Origin of the sequence: Rhizorhabdus dicambivorans (genome assembly GCF_002355275.1) — a bacterium.
Classification (GTDB): Bacteria; Pseudomonadota; Alphaproteobacteria; order Sphingomonadales; family Sphingomonadaceae; genus Rhizorhabdus; species Rhizorhabdus dicambivorans.
In genome coordinates, this window is the sequence record NZ_CP023449.1 from 1,394,642 (window position 1) to 1,409,130 (window position 14,489).

Below are 14,489 nucleotides of genomic sequence, written 5' to 3' on the forward strand. Positions count from 1 at the left end.
CAGATGCGTGATAATCGCTTCAGGATCCGATCGTACAGGATCGCGTGCCTGAAAATCGACCCTAGTCCACCGCCGCCGTGGCGCCGAGCGAGGTGAGCCGCACCGCGTCGCGGCCGGGGAGGCCGGGGAAGCGGGGCCACAGGCCCTGGCTGATCGCCATCAGGCTGGGGGCCTTCGCGCCGGTGTGGCGCTGATACATCCAGTAGTTCCGCAGCACGATCGCGACATAGGCGCGGGTTTCCGTGAAGGGGATCGATTCGATGAACAGCAGCGGATCGGCGAGGTTGCGGCCGCGCGCGTTCCAGTTGGCGACCGAGGTCGGCCCGGCATTATAGGCGGCGATCACCTTGGGCAGCAGCCCGCCGGTGCCACTGCTGTCGGCAAGCTCGCGCAGATAGGCCTGGCCCAGCTCGATGCTGGTGGCGGGCTGGCTGAGCGCGCCGGCATCGAGGGTGCGGCCGAGATGGCGGGCGACCATCTGCGCGGTGCCGGGCATGAGCTGCATCACCCCGCGCGCTCCGGCCGAACTGACCGCGTTGGTCTTGAACTGCGATTCCTGGAGGGCGTGAGCGAAGACCAGCGCCTTGTCCACGCGCCAGCCCGAGGCCGGCGTCCAGGCCGGCACCGGATAGCGAGCGGCTGCCGACAGCTGCGCGCCCGACGGGCCGTTCTGGGCGAGCCAGATCTGTGTCGACGGCAGGTCGAGCCGGGCAGCGAGGTGGATCAGCGATTCATGGTCGCGGGCAAGGCCGATCCTGGCCTGGTAGCGCAGCATCGCGTCGGCCAGCTCGGTCTCGCCGATCTCGGCCAGCGCAGTGGCGCGGCGGACATTGGCGATGGCGCCGATCGCCGACCAGTCATTGGCGGTGAGCTTCAGGCTGCCGCCCGCGTCGTCGGAAAGGCCGAGCGCCGCCTGGGCGACCATGCCGTAGAAGCTCTCCTTCATCCGCGCCGCCGAACGCAGGCGCGGCTCGACCCGCTCGGGATGGGCGCAGGCCATGTCGGCGCGGCTTGTCCAGTACAGGCCGGCGGCGATCATCTCGGGATCGCGGGCGCGGGTCGAGACTTCCTCGAAGGCGGTGCCGGCGGCGGCGCAGTCCTTCTGGCGCCACGCGGCAAGGCCCGACACCCAGCTCGCCTGCACCGCCCAGTCGCCGAGCCCGGTGCGGGCGCGGTCGGCGACGCGGCGGGCGTTCGCGTCGTCGCCCGACAAATAATAGGCCCAGGCGGTGCGCTGCAGCCATTCGGCCTGCGCTTCCGGCGAGAGATCGGCCAGACCGGCAGTGACGAGCGCTTCGGCCTCGCTCGGCCGGTCGCAGCGCAGCAGCGACGTCACGACCTGCGACAGCGCCGCGGCAGCACGGTCGTTACGCAGCGAGCGGGCGCTCTGCCGCTTGGAGGGGCCGGCGATGCGGACCAGCCCGCGCGTGGCCGGCAGCAGCGGCGTGGCGAGGCCACGGCGCGAGGCGATGGCGGCCACCTCGCCCGCCTGGGGCAGATCGGGCGCGGTGCCGAGCAGCGCGGTCAGGCTCTCGTCGCTCGCCTTGGGCGATCCCTTGGCAAGGATCAGCTCGGCCGAGGCGACGTCGGTCAGCGGGCCGCCGGGCAGTGCGGCGATGCCGGCCTGGGCGGTCGCCCAGTCATTGGCACGGATCGCGGCGAAGATCGCGCGATAGCGGCTGCGCTGGTCGGCGGTAAGGCCGGAGGTGATCGGCAGCGGCTGGGCGGCGGCGGCGAGGCCGGCGGCCGCCGCCGGCACAAGCACCGCGTTCTGGGCCGAAGCCATGGAGGGGAGGGCGGCGGCGATCGCGCCGGCAAGCAGCAGTGGTCTGAGCATCATCCGAGCAATTTCATCAGCAGTTGCAGGTCTTCCCACGCACGGCGTTTCTGCTGGGGATGCTGCAGGAGGGTTCGGGGGTGAAAGGTGGCTACAGCCTGGGTGGCGCCACCGGAGAGCTGGACATCATGGACGCGCCCGCGCGCCTCCACGAAACCGAGATTGAGGAAGGCTCGCGACGGGGCCTCACCCATCAGCAGCAGCGCGCGAGGACGGGCGAGCGCGACATGGTGGCGCGCCAGATCGTTGAACAGCGCGCCGGCCGCCTTGTCGATATAGCCGCCGGTCGGGCGGCCGGGCGCCATGGCGGAAAGGTAGAGCGACTGGCGGTCGCGCTTCATCGCGCCGATCATCGCGTCCAGCAGCGCCCCTTCGGGGCCGCTGAGCAGCCGGCCGGCTTCGGGATCGCCGGCCTCGGGCAGGTCGACCAGCACCATCAGGCCGGAGGCGGGATCCCCCATCGGCGCGACCCGCCCGGCAAGCGGCATGGCGAGCGCCTCGCTGGTGGTGAGCCAGGTCTGGAAAGCCGCGAGATCGTCGGGAAAGGAGGGAGCGGCCGGAGGCGCGGCGCGGGGCGGTTCGGCCCGCACCGCGGGAGCGGCGGGCGCAGGGGCGGCGCTCTCCGCGAGGATGGGCGCGGCGGGGCGCTCCGCCTTCGCGAGCCAGTCGCGCGGCGTCTCGTCGATCAGCGTGTCGAGCCCGGCCTCGTGCCACCACCCCATCAGGCTGGCGATATGCTCCGTCGAACCGAGATTTGCCCCCAAATCCATAAGCGGCACTAAAGGGAGGGGTTGACGAACAGGTCAATCTGACGGCAGCGGCTTTGGGGCATGACGTTTTGATGATGCGATGACCGGATCGTAGGGACACCGGGAAGAGGACAAGGGTAGGGAAATGTCGAACCGCGAATCGATGGCCTATGATGTCGTGATCGTAGGCGCCGGGCCGGCGGGGCTCGCTGCGGCGATCCGCCTCAAGCAGCTGGCACTCGAATCGGGCCGCGAGATCGCGGTCTGCGTGCTGGAGAAGGGATCCGAGGTCGGCGCGCACATATTGTCGGGCGCGGTGGTCGATCCTATCGCGCTGGACGAACTGCTGCCCGAATGGCGCGACATGGACAGCCCCCTGACCGTGCCCGTGACCGAGAACCATCACTGGATCCTGACCGCGAAGCACAGCTTCTCGATGCCGCACATCGCGACGCCGAGCTTCATGCACAACAAGGGCACCTACACGCTCTCGCTGGGCAATCTGTGCCGCTGGCTGGCGGGACAGGCCGAGAATCTGGGGGTCGAGATCTTCCCCGGCTTCGCCGCCGCCGAGATCCTTTATAATGAGGACGGCTCGGTGAAGGGCGTCGCGACCGGCGACATGGGCGTCAGCCGCGAAGGCGAGCACAAGCCCGACTATCAGCCGGGCATGGAGCTGCACGCGCGCTATACCTTTTTCGCAGAGGGCGTGCGCGGGCACCTGTCCAAGGTGCTCAAGGGCCATTTCGACCTGGAGGCCGATTGCCAGCCGCAGACCTATGCGATCGGCATCAAGGAATTGTGGGACATCCCCGCCGACAAGCATGTGCCGGGCAAGGTGATCCACACCCAGGGCTGGCCGCTGCGCGACGAGGTGGGCGGCGGTTTCCTCTACCATCAGGCGAACAATCAGGTGGCGCTCGGCTTCGTCGTCGGCCTTGGCTACAAGAATCCGCACGTCTATCCGTTCGAGGAATTCCAGCGCTGGAAGCAGCACCCGAAGATTCGCGAGATCCTCGAGGGCGGCCGCCGCGTCTCCTATGGCGCGCGCGCCATCAACGAGGGCGGCTGGCAGGCGATCCCGAAGCTCACCTTCCCCGGCGGCGCGCTGATCGGCTGCTCGGCGGGCTTCGTCAACGTGCCGCGCATCAAGGGCAGCCACACCGCGATGAAGTCCGGCATGCTGGCGGCGGAAGCGGCGTTCGATGCGGTGACGGCCGACCGTTCGGGCGACGAGCTGACCGCCTATCCGGCGGCGCTGGAGGCGAGCTGGATCGCCAAGGAGCTGAAGACCGTCCGCAACGCCGAGCCGTTCATCGCCAAGTTCGGCCCTTTCGCGGGCACGCTGCTGGCGGGCGCCGACATGTGGATGCGGCATCTCGGCATCGGCCTGCCCTTCACTCTCAAGCACCACAAGGACAATGAGGGGATGTGGCGCCAGGATATCGCGCCGAAGATCGACTATCCCAAGCCCGACGGCGTGATCAGCTTCGATCGCCTCTCGTCGGTGTTCCTGTCGAACACCAACCATGAGGAGGACCAGCCGGTTCACCTCCAGCTCAAGGACCCTTCGGTCCCGATCGACATCAACCTGCCCTATTACGACGCGCCCGAGCAGCGTTACTGCCCGGCGGGCGTCTATGAGATCGTCGGCGGCGAGGAGGGCAGCCCGCGCCTGCAGATCAACGCGCAGAACTGCGTCCACTGCAAGACCTGCGACATCAAGGATCCCACCCAGAACATCAACTGGGTGACGCCGGAAGGCGGCGGCGGGCCGAACTATCCCAATATGTGAGATGGGGCAGGGCCGGGGGAAACTCCGGCCCTTTTCTTTTGCATGCGTCGCCCCGGCGGACGGGGCCGCCATGGTCTAGGGCGCGGGGTCGCGGCAGGGGCCTGTTGCGGCCCCGGCCTCCGCCGGGGCGACGGTTGTCGCTACCGCTCGCACGCCGCATAATCGCCCGCCCGGCAGGCCGCGACCCGCTCGCGCCACTCGGCGCGCTGGCGTTCGTAGCGTTCCATCGCCTTGCGGTTCGCCTCGCGGACGCCGGCATTGGCGCGGTCGCGGCGGTTCACCACGCCCTGGGCGCCCCGATTGAGCTCGATCGTGCGGAGCCGGTCGGCGCGATGCTCGGCATCCTCCGGCTGGGCATGGGCGATGTCGGGGAGCATAGCCAGCAGCGGCATGGTGAGGAGCGTGAGGGCGAGGAGCGGACGGGCCATCAGGGCTGTCTACCCCCTGTGGCTTACGCCAGGCTGAACCGCAGCATGCTTGCCTTGTCGTGCCGGCCCCGATATCGCCCGTGCAATGTCCACACCCCGCAAGACCCTGTCGCTCAGCCGCGTCGTCGCGCCCACCGAGGGCCCGGCGCTGTCGGGCGACGCCCAGATCATCGCCCAGGCCGTTCGTCGCAAGCTGTGCATCACCGCGATCTACAATCGCACCAGCATGACGATCGCGCCCCACATCCTCTACACCAAGCATGACGACCCGTTCATGGACGGCGTGGTGGTGCTGCGCGACGGCAAGGTGCCGACCGAACCGAAGCTGGGCGCCTTCAAGCTGGCCGGGCTCAACAACGTCATGCTGACCGCGGACAATTTCACGCTCCAGCCCGTGTTTGACGCGAGCGATGCGAAATATGAAGGCGTGACCCTGGCGAAGGTCGACTGACCGGCGCCAGATATTGATCGGTTGAAGTTGAATCGGCCTGAACCGCGAAACAAGCTCTACTTCAAGCGGTCGCCCAGCCGCGCGATCAGGTCCATCCGTTCGTGGAAGATCGCAACGATAAGGGCAGGGGCCTTCTCGCGGGGAAGGCAGAATATGTAATGATGCTCGCAGCGGGCCATTCGCAGCCCGGGATAGAGTGCGTTCATATCGCGGTAGGGTCCCTGTGCCGCAGCGATGGTCTCGATAGCCTGTGCCAGTCTGGTCACGTAGCTGCGCGCCTGCTCGGATCCCCATTGCTTCCGCGTATAACGGACGATGGCCCTCAGGTCGGCTTCCGCCGCAGCGAGAAGCACATAGCCAGCGGTCAAGCGCGGCTTTCCTGGCCCAGTTCCTCATCGACTATGGCTTCGATGCTCTTTGCGGACGTCGCCCCGTCCAGGCCATCTGCGATACGCTGCGCCAACAGATCTTTCAGTTCCTGCCAGGCGTGATCGCCATCGGCATCGGCCGGGAAGAGGCGTTCGATCGCATATTGCCTGATCGTCTTGCCCTGCAGCGCGGCTAAGGCCTTCAGATTCTGATGCTGCTTGTCGGAAATGTCGATCGTCAGGCGGCTCATGTTTAGACCCCAATATCAGTCGGTGACCCAGATTAGCATAAATGTGGGTTTGTGTGAATGTGGGTGCCGCTTGGCCGGAGATCAATTCGCTACGGAGATCGCTCCTATCGGAGCCGCGTCGCCAGCCGCCACCAGTCGGGCCGGGCAGCGGCAACGGCGCGGTCGGCGGCGTCGCGCGCCGCATCCGAATCGAACAGCGCGAAGCAGGTCGCGCCCGAACCCGACATGCGGGCGAGGAGCGTGCCGGGCTGCGCCGCGAGCAGCGCGACGACATCGCCGATCACCGGGCAGAGGGCGCGGGCCGGGGGTTCGAGGTCGTTGCGGCCGGCGAGCGCGGCGGCCAGCGGGTCGCCCTCCGCCAGCGGCCCGCGATCGATTCCATCCCAGCCGGCGAAGACCGGGCCTGTCGCGAGCGGGATGCCCGGATTGACGAGAAGCAGCGGCATGCCGTGCAGTCCCGGAGCCTCGATCGGCCGGAGTTCGTCGCCGCGCGCATCGCCCCGGGCCGTCACCGACAGCAGGCAGGCGGGCACATCGGCGCCAAGCTCGGCCGCGCGGCCGACGATGCGCGGATCATTGGGACCGATTCCCCACAGGCCGCAGAGCAGGCGCATCGCGGCGGCGGCGTCGGCCGAGCCGCCGCCGATGCCGGCCGCGACCGGCAGCCGCTTGTCGAGGCGGATCGCCGGGGGCCGCCCGGTGCCGGGCAGCGAGGCGACGCCGCGCACCGCGCGCATCACCAGATTATCCTCCGGATCGCCATCGGCCAGCGCGGCGGCGAACGGCCCCGTGATCGTCAGCCCGGCGGGGCCATCGACCGTTTCAATCAGGTCGCCATGCGCGGCGAAGGCGAAGATCGTCTCGATCTCATGATAGCCGTCCTCCCGCCGCCGCCGCACGTGGAGGGCGAGGTTGATCTTGGCAAAGGCGGTCTCGATCATGGTCGCGACCGGTGATGCGGCCTTCACTTGGCGCCGAGCGCGGGGCCGATGCCGTCCGCGAGCTTGCGGCCGAGCCGCTCGGCCCCGGGCTTGTCGGCCTCCACCAGTGCGGCGCGCCAGGCATAGCGGGCCTCGATCCGCCGCCCGACCGCCCAATAGGCATCGCCCAGATGCTCGTTGATCACAGACTGGCCCGGATCGCCGGCCACCGCCCGCTCCAGCGCCGCGATCGCGCCGGCATAGTTGCCGCGCCTGTAATAGAGCCAGCCGAGCGAATCGGCGATCGCGGCATCGTTCGGGTCGAGCCCGCTCGCCCGTTCGATGAACACCTGAGCCTCGGCAAGGTCCTCGTTGCGGTCGAGCATGCCGTAGCCGAGATAATTGAGCACGACCGGCTGGTTGGGAGCGAGCTGGCTGGCCTGGCGCAGGGTGGCCTTGGCCTCGGCCCAGTTGCCCGAGCGATCGAGCGCGCCGGCCAGCAGGAAAAGATGCGGCCAGTTGGGTGCGCCCAGGGCCTTGTCCATCTCGATCGCGCGCCGATAGGCCGCGGCGGCCTCCGCCGGGCGATCGAGATCGGACAGGATGCCGCCCAGTTCGACAAAGGCCGCGGCGGTCGCGCCAGCTTGCTGCGCCGATTTCTGCGCTTCGGCCAGCGCCGCCTCCCGATTGCCCATCGCCAGCAATATGCTGCTGCGTTCCTGGCGGGCGGCCTGGGCCAGCGGATCGTCGGCGGGGACCTGGCCGATCGCCGCCAGCGCCGCCTCATGATAGCCGTTGGCGGCGAGCAGATCGGCGACGGCGATCGTCGCGGCGGCATTGCCCGGCGCCAGATAGCCGGCGAGGCGGGCGAGCTGGAGCGACACGGGCGAGCGGCCGTCGCCCTTCACCTCGATCGCGAGCTGGGCGAACAGCTCGGACAGGCCGAGCTCGGGCGTGTCGATCGCGCCGGCGAGCGGCTTGCCCGCCTCGAGCAGGGCGCGGGCGGCGGCCAGTTCGGGCGCCTTGCCGTCGAGAATCGCGCGGGCGCCGGCCTTGTCGCCGCGCTTGGCGAGCAGCGCCCCGGCGGCGAGCTGAAGCCGAAGCGCGCGGCTGTCGCCGGCGGCGACGAGCCGGCGCAGATTGGCAAGCGCATCGGTGTGGCCGGCGGCAAGCGCGATCAGCAGCTGATGATCGCGCGCATAGGCATTGGCCAGCTGCGATCCCATGCCGGCCGAAACCAGCCGCACCGCATCGCCCCGCTTCTGGCCATAGGCCACCCAGCCGCGCATCACCGGGTTGAGGAAGGCGAACACCTGTTCGCGGTCGATCCGCTGAATGACGGCGTCGGCCCGTTTCCAGTCGCGTGCGACGACCGCGTCGGAAAACAGCATCAGCACCGCGTCGGGGGGCAGCGCGCCGAGCCGGTCGAGCTGCGCCGCGGCGAGCCCGGCCAGCTTGAAATTGCCGGCGGTCAGCGCCTGGCGATAGGTGCGCAGGGCGAGGCGCCGGTCCTCCGGCGCGGCCTGCAGCAGCTTCGCATAGCTGGTGGCGGCGGCATCGGGCATACCGCCGGCATCGGCCAGCCGGGCACGGACATATTGGCGCAACTCTGCCGATGTCTCGCTGACCATCGCGGGCAGCGCGGCGGGCCAGGCCAGCGACAGGGCCATGCCCAGCAGGATGCGCTGCGGCTTCATCGTTCATCTCCGCGATAAGGTCGGCCGACTCTATCCCACAAGCGGTGCCGCAAGCCAGCGCTAAGCGCGGCGATGGACGCGGAAAGCGGCGGCGTTAAGCTCGCGCCCATGATTCGCCGTCTCCTCCCCATCATGGCCGCGCTGCTGATCGCCGCGCCCGCCTTCGCCGCGCCGTCCAGGGTCAAGGTCGCGCTCAAGACCGATCAGGGCACGATCGTCATCGCGCTCGACATGAAGCGCGCGCCGATCACCGCCGGGAATTTCCTCGCCTATGTCGACCAGAAGAAGCTCGATGGGACGACCTTCTATCGGGCGGCGCGCGCGGTGGGCAATGCGAAGCGCGGCTTCATCCAGGGCGGCGTCCACCGCGACGCGCGCCGATCCTTGCCGCCGATCGCGCACGAACCGACCACGAAGACCGGGCTGCGCCACCTCGACGGCACCATCTCCATGGCACGGCGCGAGCCGGGCACCGCGATGGGCGAGTTCTTCATCCTGGTGGGAGCTGCCCCCGCGATGGACGCGAAGCCGGGGCAGAAGGGCGACAATGCCGGCTACGCGGCGTTCGGGCAGGTGGTGTCCGGCATGCCGGTGGTCAAGCGCATCCTGGCATCGAAGACCTGGCCGCAGGGATCGGGCGCGATGAAGGGCCAGCTGATCAAGGAGCGGGTGAAGATCGTGGAAGCGCGGCGGGTGGGCTGACGCCCCCTCGCTTTTTTGTTTGGCCTCAGGCGCCGGGCGGCGGACATCCGTCCGCCTTGGCTTCCCTCGCTAGCGCTCGGACGCGGTGCACGCGCTTGCCTCTTCGAGCCTCTGGAATTCCGACGGCGAGATGATCGCCGGGACGCATGGCATCCCGCAAGCGCGAACGCGCGCCCGAGCTTATGCGAGGATAGCCAAGGGAGCGGATGCGACCGCCGGCGCATGAGGCAGTAACAAAATCAGCGCGCCGCCGCGGCGAAGGTGCCGTCGACCCAGACGAGCGGGCTGATATCGTCATGGTTCACGACATGCTCGACCTCGCCGATGAACAGCGTGTGGGTGGCGATGTCGATCCGCTGGGTGGTGCGGCAGACCAGGCTGGCAAGCGCATCGTCGAGCAGCGGGATGCCGCTGGCATGCTTGATCCAGGCGCCTGTCTCGAAACGCTCCAGCCCCTTCTTCTTGCCGCTGAAGATGCCGACCAGATCCTGGTGGCGATCGGCCAGCAGGTTCACGCAGAAGCGCTCCTCCGCCATCAGGATCGGGTGGATGCTGGCGGTGCGGTTGACCGCGGTGAGCAGCGTCGGCGGCTCGGCGCAGACCGACATCACCGCCGTCGCCGCCATGCCGGTCCATTGCTCGCCCTGGCCGGACGTGATCAGCGCGATCGTGGTCGCCAGCCGGCGCATCGCATGGCGGAAGCCGCCCTTGATCTCGTCTTCGGTCACGTCAATCTCCCTCGCTCGTCCGAAATGCCGCTAGAGAAGAGGACGGCTGGGCGCAATCACCTCCGCACCCCATCTATTATTTGTCGTGGCCGCCCCCGCTTTTCTTTTGCCGGTCAAGCGCGTATGGGCGGCGCGGACTTTTACGATATCCGCGAAGAGGCATAGAGTTTGGCCAAAGAAGAATTGCTCGAAATGCGCGGGCAGGTGGTGGAGCTGCTGCCCAACGCCATGTTCCGCGTGAAGCTCGAGAACGACCATGAGATCCTCGGGCACACCGCCGGCAAGATGCGCAAGAACCGCATCCGCGTGCTGGTGGGCGACGAGGTGCTGGTCGAGCTGACCCCCTATGACCTGACCAAGGGTCGCATCACCTATCGCTTCAAATAAGGGCCGGGGCCCCGTGTCCCCGCCAGCTTCCCCGCTCGTCCTCGCATCGGGCAGCCCGCGCCGCGCCGAACTGATCGCGCGGCTGGGACTCGCGCCCGCCGCGATCGACCCCGCAGACATCGACGAGACCCCGCTGAAGGGCGAACTGCCCGCGCCCTATGCCGCGCGCATGGCGGCGGCGAAGGCGGCGGTGGTGGCCGCGCGCCATGCCGGCGTGGCGGTGCTGGGCGCCGACACGGTGGTCGCGGCAGGGCGCCGTATCCTCCCCAAGGCAGAGAATGCCGAGGAGGCGCGTGCCTGCCTGGAGTTGCTTTCCGGGCGGCGGCATCGCGTCCATTCGGCGATCACGCTGATCGATGGCGAGGGCAGGGCGCGGCACCGGCTGTCGACCAGCATCGTCCGCTTCAAGCGGCTGGCCGCCGCCGAGATCGACGCCTATCTGGCCGGTGGCGACTGGCGGGGCAAGGCAGGCGGCTATGCGATCCAGGGCTATGCCGAAAGCTGGGTGGCGATGCTGCAGGGCAGCCATTCGGGGGTGATGGGCCTGCCGCTCTACGAGACGCGCGCGCTGCTCGGCGCGGCCGGGCTGCTGCCGTCGCATGGCGATGCGTGAATGGATCTATGAGGACGGGATCGGCGAGGCGCGCGCCGCGCTGATCGAGGACGGCGCGATCCTGGCCGCCGAGATCGAGGCCGATGACGATGGCGTCCGCGCGGGCACGATCGCCGAGGCGCGGCTGGACCGCGTCGTCGTGCCCGGCCGCCGCGCGGTCGTGCGGCTCGATTCGGGCGAGGAGGCGTTGATCGAGCCGGTGCCGAGGAGCGTGTCGGAGGGCGCGCGGCTGATGGTCGAAATCCACCGCGCCGCATTGCCCGAACCGGGGCGGGCAAAGATCGCGCTGGCGCGGGTGGCGCCGGCCGGGGCGGCATCGGTCCTCGGGCCGGCGCTGCTCGATCGCATCGTGGCGGGGGGTAATTCGGTGCGGCATCTGAGCGCGCACGAGCCCGACGCGCTGGAGGCGGCCGGCTGGTCTGAACTGCTCGAGGAGGCGGCAAGCGGCGAGGCGGCGTTCGAGGGCGGCGGGCTGCGCCTGTCGCTGACCCCGGCGATGAACCTGATCGACGTCGATGGCTGGCTCGACCTCGCTGCACTGGCGGTGGCCGGGGCGGACGCGGCGGCGCGGATGATCGTGCGGCACGGCATAGCGGGCTCGATCGGCATCGACCTGCCGACGCCCGAGGGCAAGGCGGCGCGGCTGGCGGCGGCGGAGGCGGTGGACGCGATCCTGCCCCAGCCGTTCGAGCGGACTGCCGTCAACGGCTTCGGCTTCCTCCAGATCGTCCGCCGCCGCGCGCGCGCCTCGCTGCCGGAGCGGATGCAGGGCGATCCGGTGGCCGCCGCCGCCCGCGCGCTGCTGCGCCGGGCGGAACGCACGCCGGGCGCCGGCCTCCGCACCCTGTCGGCGGCGCCGGCGGTGATCGCGCGGATCGAGGCGCGGCCGGACTGGCAGACCGAGCTGGCCCGGCGCATCGGCGCCGACATCGCCTTGCGCGGCGACGCGAGGCTCGCCATATCCGCTGGCCATGTCGACGCACAAAGACCCTAAATGCCCCGGCTGCGGCAAGCCCGCCCTGGCGCAATATGACCCTTTCTGCAGCCAGGGCTGTCGCGACCGCGACCTGCTCAGATGGCTAGACGAAGGCTATCGCATTCCCGGCCCGCCGGCCGATCCGGACGACGAATAAAAAGCCGTCCAAGGGGCTGGACAGCATGCGCAACCCGCCTCTATAGGCACGCCTCCAACGCGCGAGTGCCCAGGTAGCTCAGTTGGTAGAGCATGCGACTGAAAATCGCAGTGTCGGCGGTTCGACCCCGTCCCTGGGCACCATTTTTTTATCCTTCTATATCAATAACTTAACGCGATTCCGCAGTGCCGGAATTGTCCCCGGCTTTCCGGGGCTTTGCGGGTGATCGTAGCATCTGTCGCCGAGCCGAGAGACGCTTTTGCATGACCCTGACACGTTGAAATTGCTCGGTTTTCTGCACGCGCGATTTTGGCGGTCGGCCGATGCGATGCGCATCAAGCTGCGGGTTTGCTGCGCAGCGTTCGAGGAGAAGTTTCGCCCTTGTCTGAATGGTTCAATTTATAGCGGCTTTTGGGCCCGAAGTCCGCACCATCTTTGGCCGCCCTTGGGCTTACGCGCTTTTGTCGCCGTGAGCAGTGGGACTGGACCAGTCCCAGGTTAGCGGATGGATGCACGCAAGCGCGTAGGTGAGCGTCAGTCCATTCCGGATGGTTACGTGCTCGACATATGCCAAATTCGATTGTGCTATCCCCGCGCCGGCGCGGGGGCGATTCGGCATCTGAAGGGGAACGCGATGCCGACTGCTTATCATATGGTTCACTATCGTCGATTTGATGCCGGTACGGCGGATCTGAAGGGGCAAACTCTCGAGAGTTTGTGCCGTACAGCGTTGAATACATCCCGCGATGGTTCGTCCCTTTGGGAGCGGCCAGAAGACCGCCTTTTCGACATCGGCAGCAGTGACGGGCGCCGCATTTTCCTCAACAAGGTGGCTGATTTATCGAGCGCCGTGTTTGGAGAGATGTGCCTCGCACAAAATAAAGATTTGCAGGCGCTGTTGAATATGACGCCAGCCAAGGTCCAGCTATCAGACCTCACGACTGCGGTTGTGTACGATCTGAACGAGCGCGAGGCGCCGTCAGGATCGGAGTTTATACGCGGGCTGGCTTACTGGCTATCAATCGGCAATCATCTGTTTTTCGTGAAAACCCATTCGATGTCCGCGGATCTGATCCAGCAATATATGGATTGGCTATTGAAGCGTTGTACGTCGGTGGTCGACCCTGCCTTGCTCATCGGGCTCCAGGCTGAGTTTGATAACAGCCAAGTTGGCGGCGATATCGGCGATATAAGGAGCTTACGGGTGGCCGGTAAGGCAACTCCGCAGATCGCTGTTAATGTCCCTGTCGATACGACGGATAAGGAAGTGAACACCTCCCGGCGCGTTGCTGACAGGATAGCGCAAATGGCTCAAGCAGTCCCAATTATTGAAGCGCTGCTAGGGAAGCCGAAAGCGGAATCGCTCGTTGATAGCCTGGGGCCGAACGAATATCTCGCGGTTGAGGCTACGGTAAAGGTCAGAGGGCGCCGGACGGAAGCGTCGAAGGCCAAGCTGCAGAGTATCGCCAACGACCTCGCCGATATGTCCGATGCAAAGGTTCAAATTGAAGGAAAAGACGGCCGGGTGTTAGACGGCGATGCCCTCCTGCGCACTCGTATGCCATTTCATCAACCGCACGAGGGCAGCAATCTTCTGGAGTTCGAGAATGTCGCGGACCAGCTACAAGAGGTGTATGCCCGGTTTGCAAAGGACGGTAAGATAAAGGCCTGATGGCGCGCGTCGTTACCGTTTTGGTCGTTGCGGCCGTGGCCGGATTGTTCGGGTTCGCGGTTCCGCTGGTGCGCCTGTTTGATGCGTTTCAGCCGATAATCGTATCCCTGTCGATTATGATAGCCGCCGTATTCGTCCGGCTGAATCGAGGGATGCCCACACTCGAATGGAAGAGCCTTGAGGCTGGGGAACGGAAGAGGCTAACCGCAAAAATTGTACAGGTGACGACGGAGTACGGCTGGATCATCGGCATCAACGCGACTACGCTGATTGCGCTGGTAACCCTTTCCGTGGTGGGCAAGGCTGAGATCATTCTGTTCTGGTCTAGCGCGGTTCGGCATATCGCGTCGGCAGCAATAGGAGGGCTTGGCGCGCTGTGTGTCGCCCGGATGGCCTACGTCGTTTGGAGGGACATCGATATCGTGCGGCTTCAGAAGCGGGTCATTGATGATGCCGCAACGCGTGAGGATAAAGACGCTCAGGGCCAAGCAGCAGAGGGCAAAGTTACAGAAATTCGCCGAGCGAATTTGCGGCCGATTGATGTGCCACCACCGAAAGCTTGGGGAGATTGAGAAGGAGCAGCCGTCAGCCATCTGCAAATTCAGATAGAACATCAAGCTGCGCATCGCAGTGTCGGCGGTTCGATCTGCATCGCGAAGCACCATTTTTTCTGGAAATTTGTGAGATAGCGGCCCGCCGTTGAGGCGAGGCGCCGTTTGTGGCGCACTTCCGCGCCATTCTTGGTGTGTTGGTGCATC

At 67.2% G+C, this 14,489-nt stretch carries 17 protein-coding genes and 1 tRNA gene; 10 read left to right on the plus strand and 8 right to left on the minus strand.

The window, feature by feature from the left end; all coding sequences use genetic code 11:
• Positions 1-61: 61 nt before the first annotated feature.
• Together CMV14_RS06650 and CMV14_RS06655 are read right to left on the minus strand one after the other, a co-directional pair.
• A complete protein-coding gene (locus tag CMV14_RS06650; RefSeq protein ID WP_238147213.1) occupies positions 62-1,840 on the minus strand; it encodes a lytic transglycosylase domain-containing protein in 1,779 nt (592 codons plus the stop codon).
• A complete protein-coding gene (locus tag CMV14_RS06655; RefSeq protein WP_066960846.1) occupies positions 1,837-2,607 on the minus strand; it encodes a uracil-DNA glycosylase in 771 nt (256 codons plus the stop codon). The genes CMV14_RS06650 and CMV14_RS06655 overlap by 4 nt, the downstream gene beginning before the upstream one ends.
• Positions 2,608-2,731: 124 nt before the next feature.
• Here CMV14_RS06655 and CMV14_RS06660 point away from each other — a divergent pair, with 124 nt between their 5' ends.
• The gene (locus tag CMV14_RS06660) at positions 2,732-4,381 is read left to right on the plus strand and encodes an electron transfer flavoprotein-ubiquinone oxidoreductase (RefSeq protein WP_066960842.1); all 1,650 of its coding nucleotides are present in this window, start codon (positions 2,732-2,734) and stop codon (positions 4,379-4,381) included.
• 140 nt (positions 4,382-4,521) lie between these two features.
• Here CMV14_RS06660 and CMV14_RS06665 read toward each other — a convergent pair whose 3' ends face one another.
• Positions 4,522-4,809, minus strand: coding sequence for a hypothetical protein (locus CMV14_RS06665; RefSeq protein WP_066960839.1), 288 nt, complete (start codon positions 4,807-4,809; stop codon positions 4,522-4,524).
• A gap of 85 nt (positions 4,810-4,894) precedes the next feature.
• On the opposite strand from CMV14_RS06665, the gene CMV14_RS06670 reads away from it, so the two are divergent.
• Positions 4,895-5,260 (plus strand): hypothetical protein, encoded by a 366-nt coding sequence (locus CMV14_RS06670; protein ID WP_083215732.1) that lies wholly within the window; start codon positions 4,895-4,897, stop codon positions 5,258-5,260.
• Positions 5,261-5,316: 56 nt separating this feature from the next.
• On the opposite strand, the gene CMV14_RS06675 is transcribed toward CMV14_RS06670, so the two are convergent.
• The 4 genes from CMV14_RS06675 to CMV14_RS06690 form a co-directional block, all read right to left on the minus strand.
• Positions 5,317-5,628 carry a type II toxin-antitoxin system RelE/ParE family toxin gene (locus CMV14_RS06675; RefSeq protein WP_066960836.1) on the minus strand — a complete coding sequence of 104 codons (312 nt, stop codon included), beginning with the start codon at positions 5,626-5,628 and terminating at the stop codon, positions 5,317-5,319.
• Entirely contained in the window at positions 5,625-5,879 is a 255-nt protein-coding gene (locus CMV14_RS06680; RefSeq protein ID WP_066960834.1) for a type II TA system antitoxin, ParD family, read from the minus strand. The genes CMV14_RS06675 and CMV14_RS06680 overlap by 4 nt, the downstream gene beginning before the upstream one ends.
• A gap of 104 nt (positions 5,880-5,983) precedes the next feature.
• The gene (locus CMV14_RS06685; protein WP_066961054.1) at positions 5,984-6,820 is read right to left on the minus strand and encodes a 4-(cytidine 5'-diphospho)-2-C-methyl-D-erythritol kinase; all 837 of its coding nucleotides are present in this window, start codon (positions 6,818-6,820) and stop codon (positions 5,984-5,986) included.
• 23 nt (positions 6,821-6,843) lie between these two features.
• Positions 6,844-8,496, minus strand: coding sequence for a tetratricopeptide repeat protein (locus CMV14_RS06690; protein ID WP_066960832.1), 1,653 nt, complete (start codon positions 8,494-8,496; stop codon positions 6,844-6,846).
• Between the two features lie 108 nt (positions 8,497-8,604).
• Between CMV14_RS06690 and CMV14_RS06695 the strand changes: the two genes are divergently transcribed.
• The gene (locus CMV14_RS06695) at positions 8,605-9,198 is read left to right on the plus strand and encodes a peptidylprolyl isomerase (RefSeq protein ID WP_066961051.1); all 594 of its coding nucleotides are present in this window, start codon (positions 8,605-8,607) and stop codon (positions 9,196-9,198) included.
• Between the two features lie 239 nt (positions 9,199-9,437).
• Here the strand turns inward: CMV14_RS06695 and CMV14_RS06700 are convergent, their stop codons facing one another.
• Complete coding sequence (locus tag CMV14_RS06700; RefSeq protein WP_066960829.1) at positions 9,438-9,926, minus strand: flavin reductase family protein; 489 nt, start codon at positions 9,924-9,926, stop codon at positions 9,438-9,440.
• 168 nt (positions 9,927-10,094) lie between these two features.
• Between CMV14_RS06700 and infA the strand changes: the two genes are divergently transcribed.
• The 7 genes from infA (at position 10,095) to CMV14_RS06735 (ending at position 14,303) form a co-directional block, all read left to right on the plus strand.
• Positions 10,095-10,313: a translation initiation factor IF-1 gene (gene infA, locus CMV14_RS06705; protein ID WP_010162480.1), complete on the plus strand. Its 219-nt coding sequence runs from the start codon at positions 10,095-10,097 to the stop codon at positions 10,311-10,313.
• A 13-nt stretch (positions 10,314-10,326) separates the two neighbouring features.
• Positions 10,327-10,926 (plus strand): Maf family protein, encoded by a 600-nt coding sequence (locus CMV14_RS06710; protein ID WP_066960826.1) that lies wholly within the window; start codon positions 10,327-10,329, stop codon positions 10,924-10,926.
• Complete coding sequence (locus CMV14_RS06715) at positions 10,919-11,920, plus strand: ribonuclease (RefSeq protein ID WP_066961047.1); 1,002 nt, start codon at positions 10,919-10,921, stop codon at positions 11,918-11,920. The genes CMV14_RS06710 and CMV14_RS06715 overlap by 8 nt, the downstream gene beginning before the upstream one ends.
• Positions 11,898-12,059 (plus strand): DNA gyrase inhibitor YacG, encoded by a 162-nt coding sequence (locus CMV14_RS06720; protein WP_083215731.1) that lies wholly within the window; start codon positions 11,898-11,900, stop codon positions 12,057-12,059. Before CMV14_RS06715 ends, CMV14_RS06720 begins: the two co-directional genes overlap by 23 nt.
• Positions 12,060-12,126: 67 nt before the next feature.
• A tRNA-Phe gene (locus CMV14_RS06725) sits at positions 12,127-12,202 on the plus strand.
• A gap of 362 nt (positions 12,203-12,564) precedes the next feature.
• Entirely contained in the window at positions 12,565-13,731 is a 1,167-nt protein-coding gene (locus tag CMV14_RS06730; protein WP_202820885.1) for a hypothetical protein, read from the plus strand.
• On the plus strand, positions 13,731-14,303 hold the full coding sequence (locus tag CMV14_RS06735; RefSeq protein WP_066960820.1) for a hypothetical protein: 573 nt from the start codon (positions 13,731-13,733) through the stop codon (positions 14,301-14,303). Before CMV14_RS06730 ends, CMV14_RS06735 begins: the two co-directional genes overlap by 1 nt.
• The last annotated feature ends 186 nt before the right edge of the window (positions 14,304-14,489 follow it).

Bases quoted from the DNA above. Each gene is read 5' to 3' on its own strand.
- CMV14_RS06690 (WP_066960832.1), bottom strand. From the start codon at position 8,496: ATGAAGCCGCAGCGCATCCTGCTGGGCATGGCCCTGTCGCTGGCCTGG.
- CMV14_RS06695 (WP_066961051.1), top strand. From the start codon at position 8,605: ATGATTCGCCGTCTCCTCCCCATCATGGCCGCGCTGCTGATCGCCGCG.
- CMV14_RS06680 (WP_066960834.1), bottom strand. From the start codon at position 5,879: ATGAGCCGCCTGACGATCGACATTTCCGACAAGCAGCATCAGAATCTG.
- CMV14_RS06735 (WP_066960820.1), top strand. From the start codon at position 13,731: ATGGCGCGCGTCGTTACCGTTTTGGTCGTTGCGGCCGTGGCCGGATTG.
- CMV14_RS06730 (WP_202820885.1), top strand. From the start codon at position 12,565: ATGGATGCACGCAAGCGCGTAGGTGAGCGTCAGTCCATTCCGGATGGT.
- CMV14_RS06715 (WP_066961047.1), top strand. From the start codon at position 10,919: ATGCGTGAATGGATCTATGAGGACGGGATCGGCGAGGCGCGCGCCGCG.
- CMV14_RS06650 (WP_238147213.1), bottom strand. From the start codon at position 1,840: ATGATGCTCAGACCACTGCTGCTTGCCGGCGCGATCGCCGCCGCCCTC.
- CMV14_RS06720 (WP_083215731.1), top strand. From the start codon at position 11,898: ATGTCGACGCACAAAGACCCTAAATGCCCCGGCTGCGGCAAGCCCGCC.
- CMV14_RS06655 (WP_066960846.1), bottom strand. From the start codon at position 2,607: ATGGATTTGGGGGCAAATCTCGGTTCGACGGAGCATATCGCCAGCCTG.
- CMV14_RS06670 (WP_083215732.1), top strand. From the start codon at position 4,895: ATGTCCACACCCCGCAAGACCCTGTCGCTCAGCCGCGTCGTCGCGCCC.
- CMV14_RS06665 (WP_066960839.1), bottom strand. From the start codon at position 4,809: ATGGCCCGTCCGCTCCTCGCCCTCACGCTCCTCACCATGCCGCTGCTG.
- CMV14_RS06660 (WP_066960842.1), top strand. From the start codon at position 2,732: ATGTCGAACCGCGAATCGATGGCCTATGATGTCGTGATCGTAGGCGCC.
- CMV14_RS06685 (WP_066961054.1), bottom strand. From the start codon at position 6,820: ATGATCGAGACCGCCTTTGCCAAGATCAACCTCGCCCTCCACGTGCGG.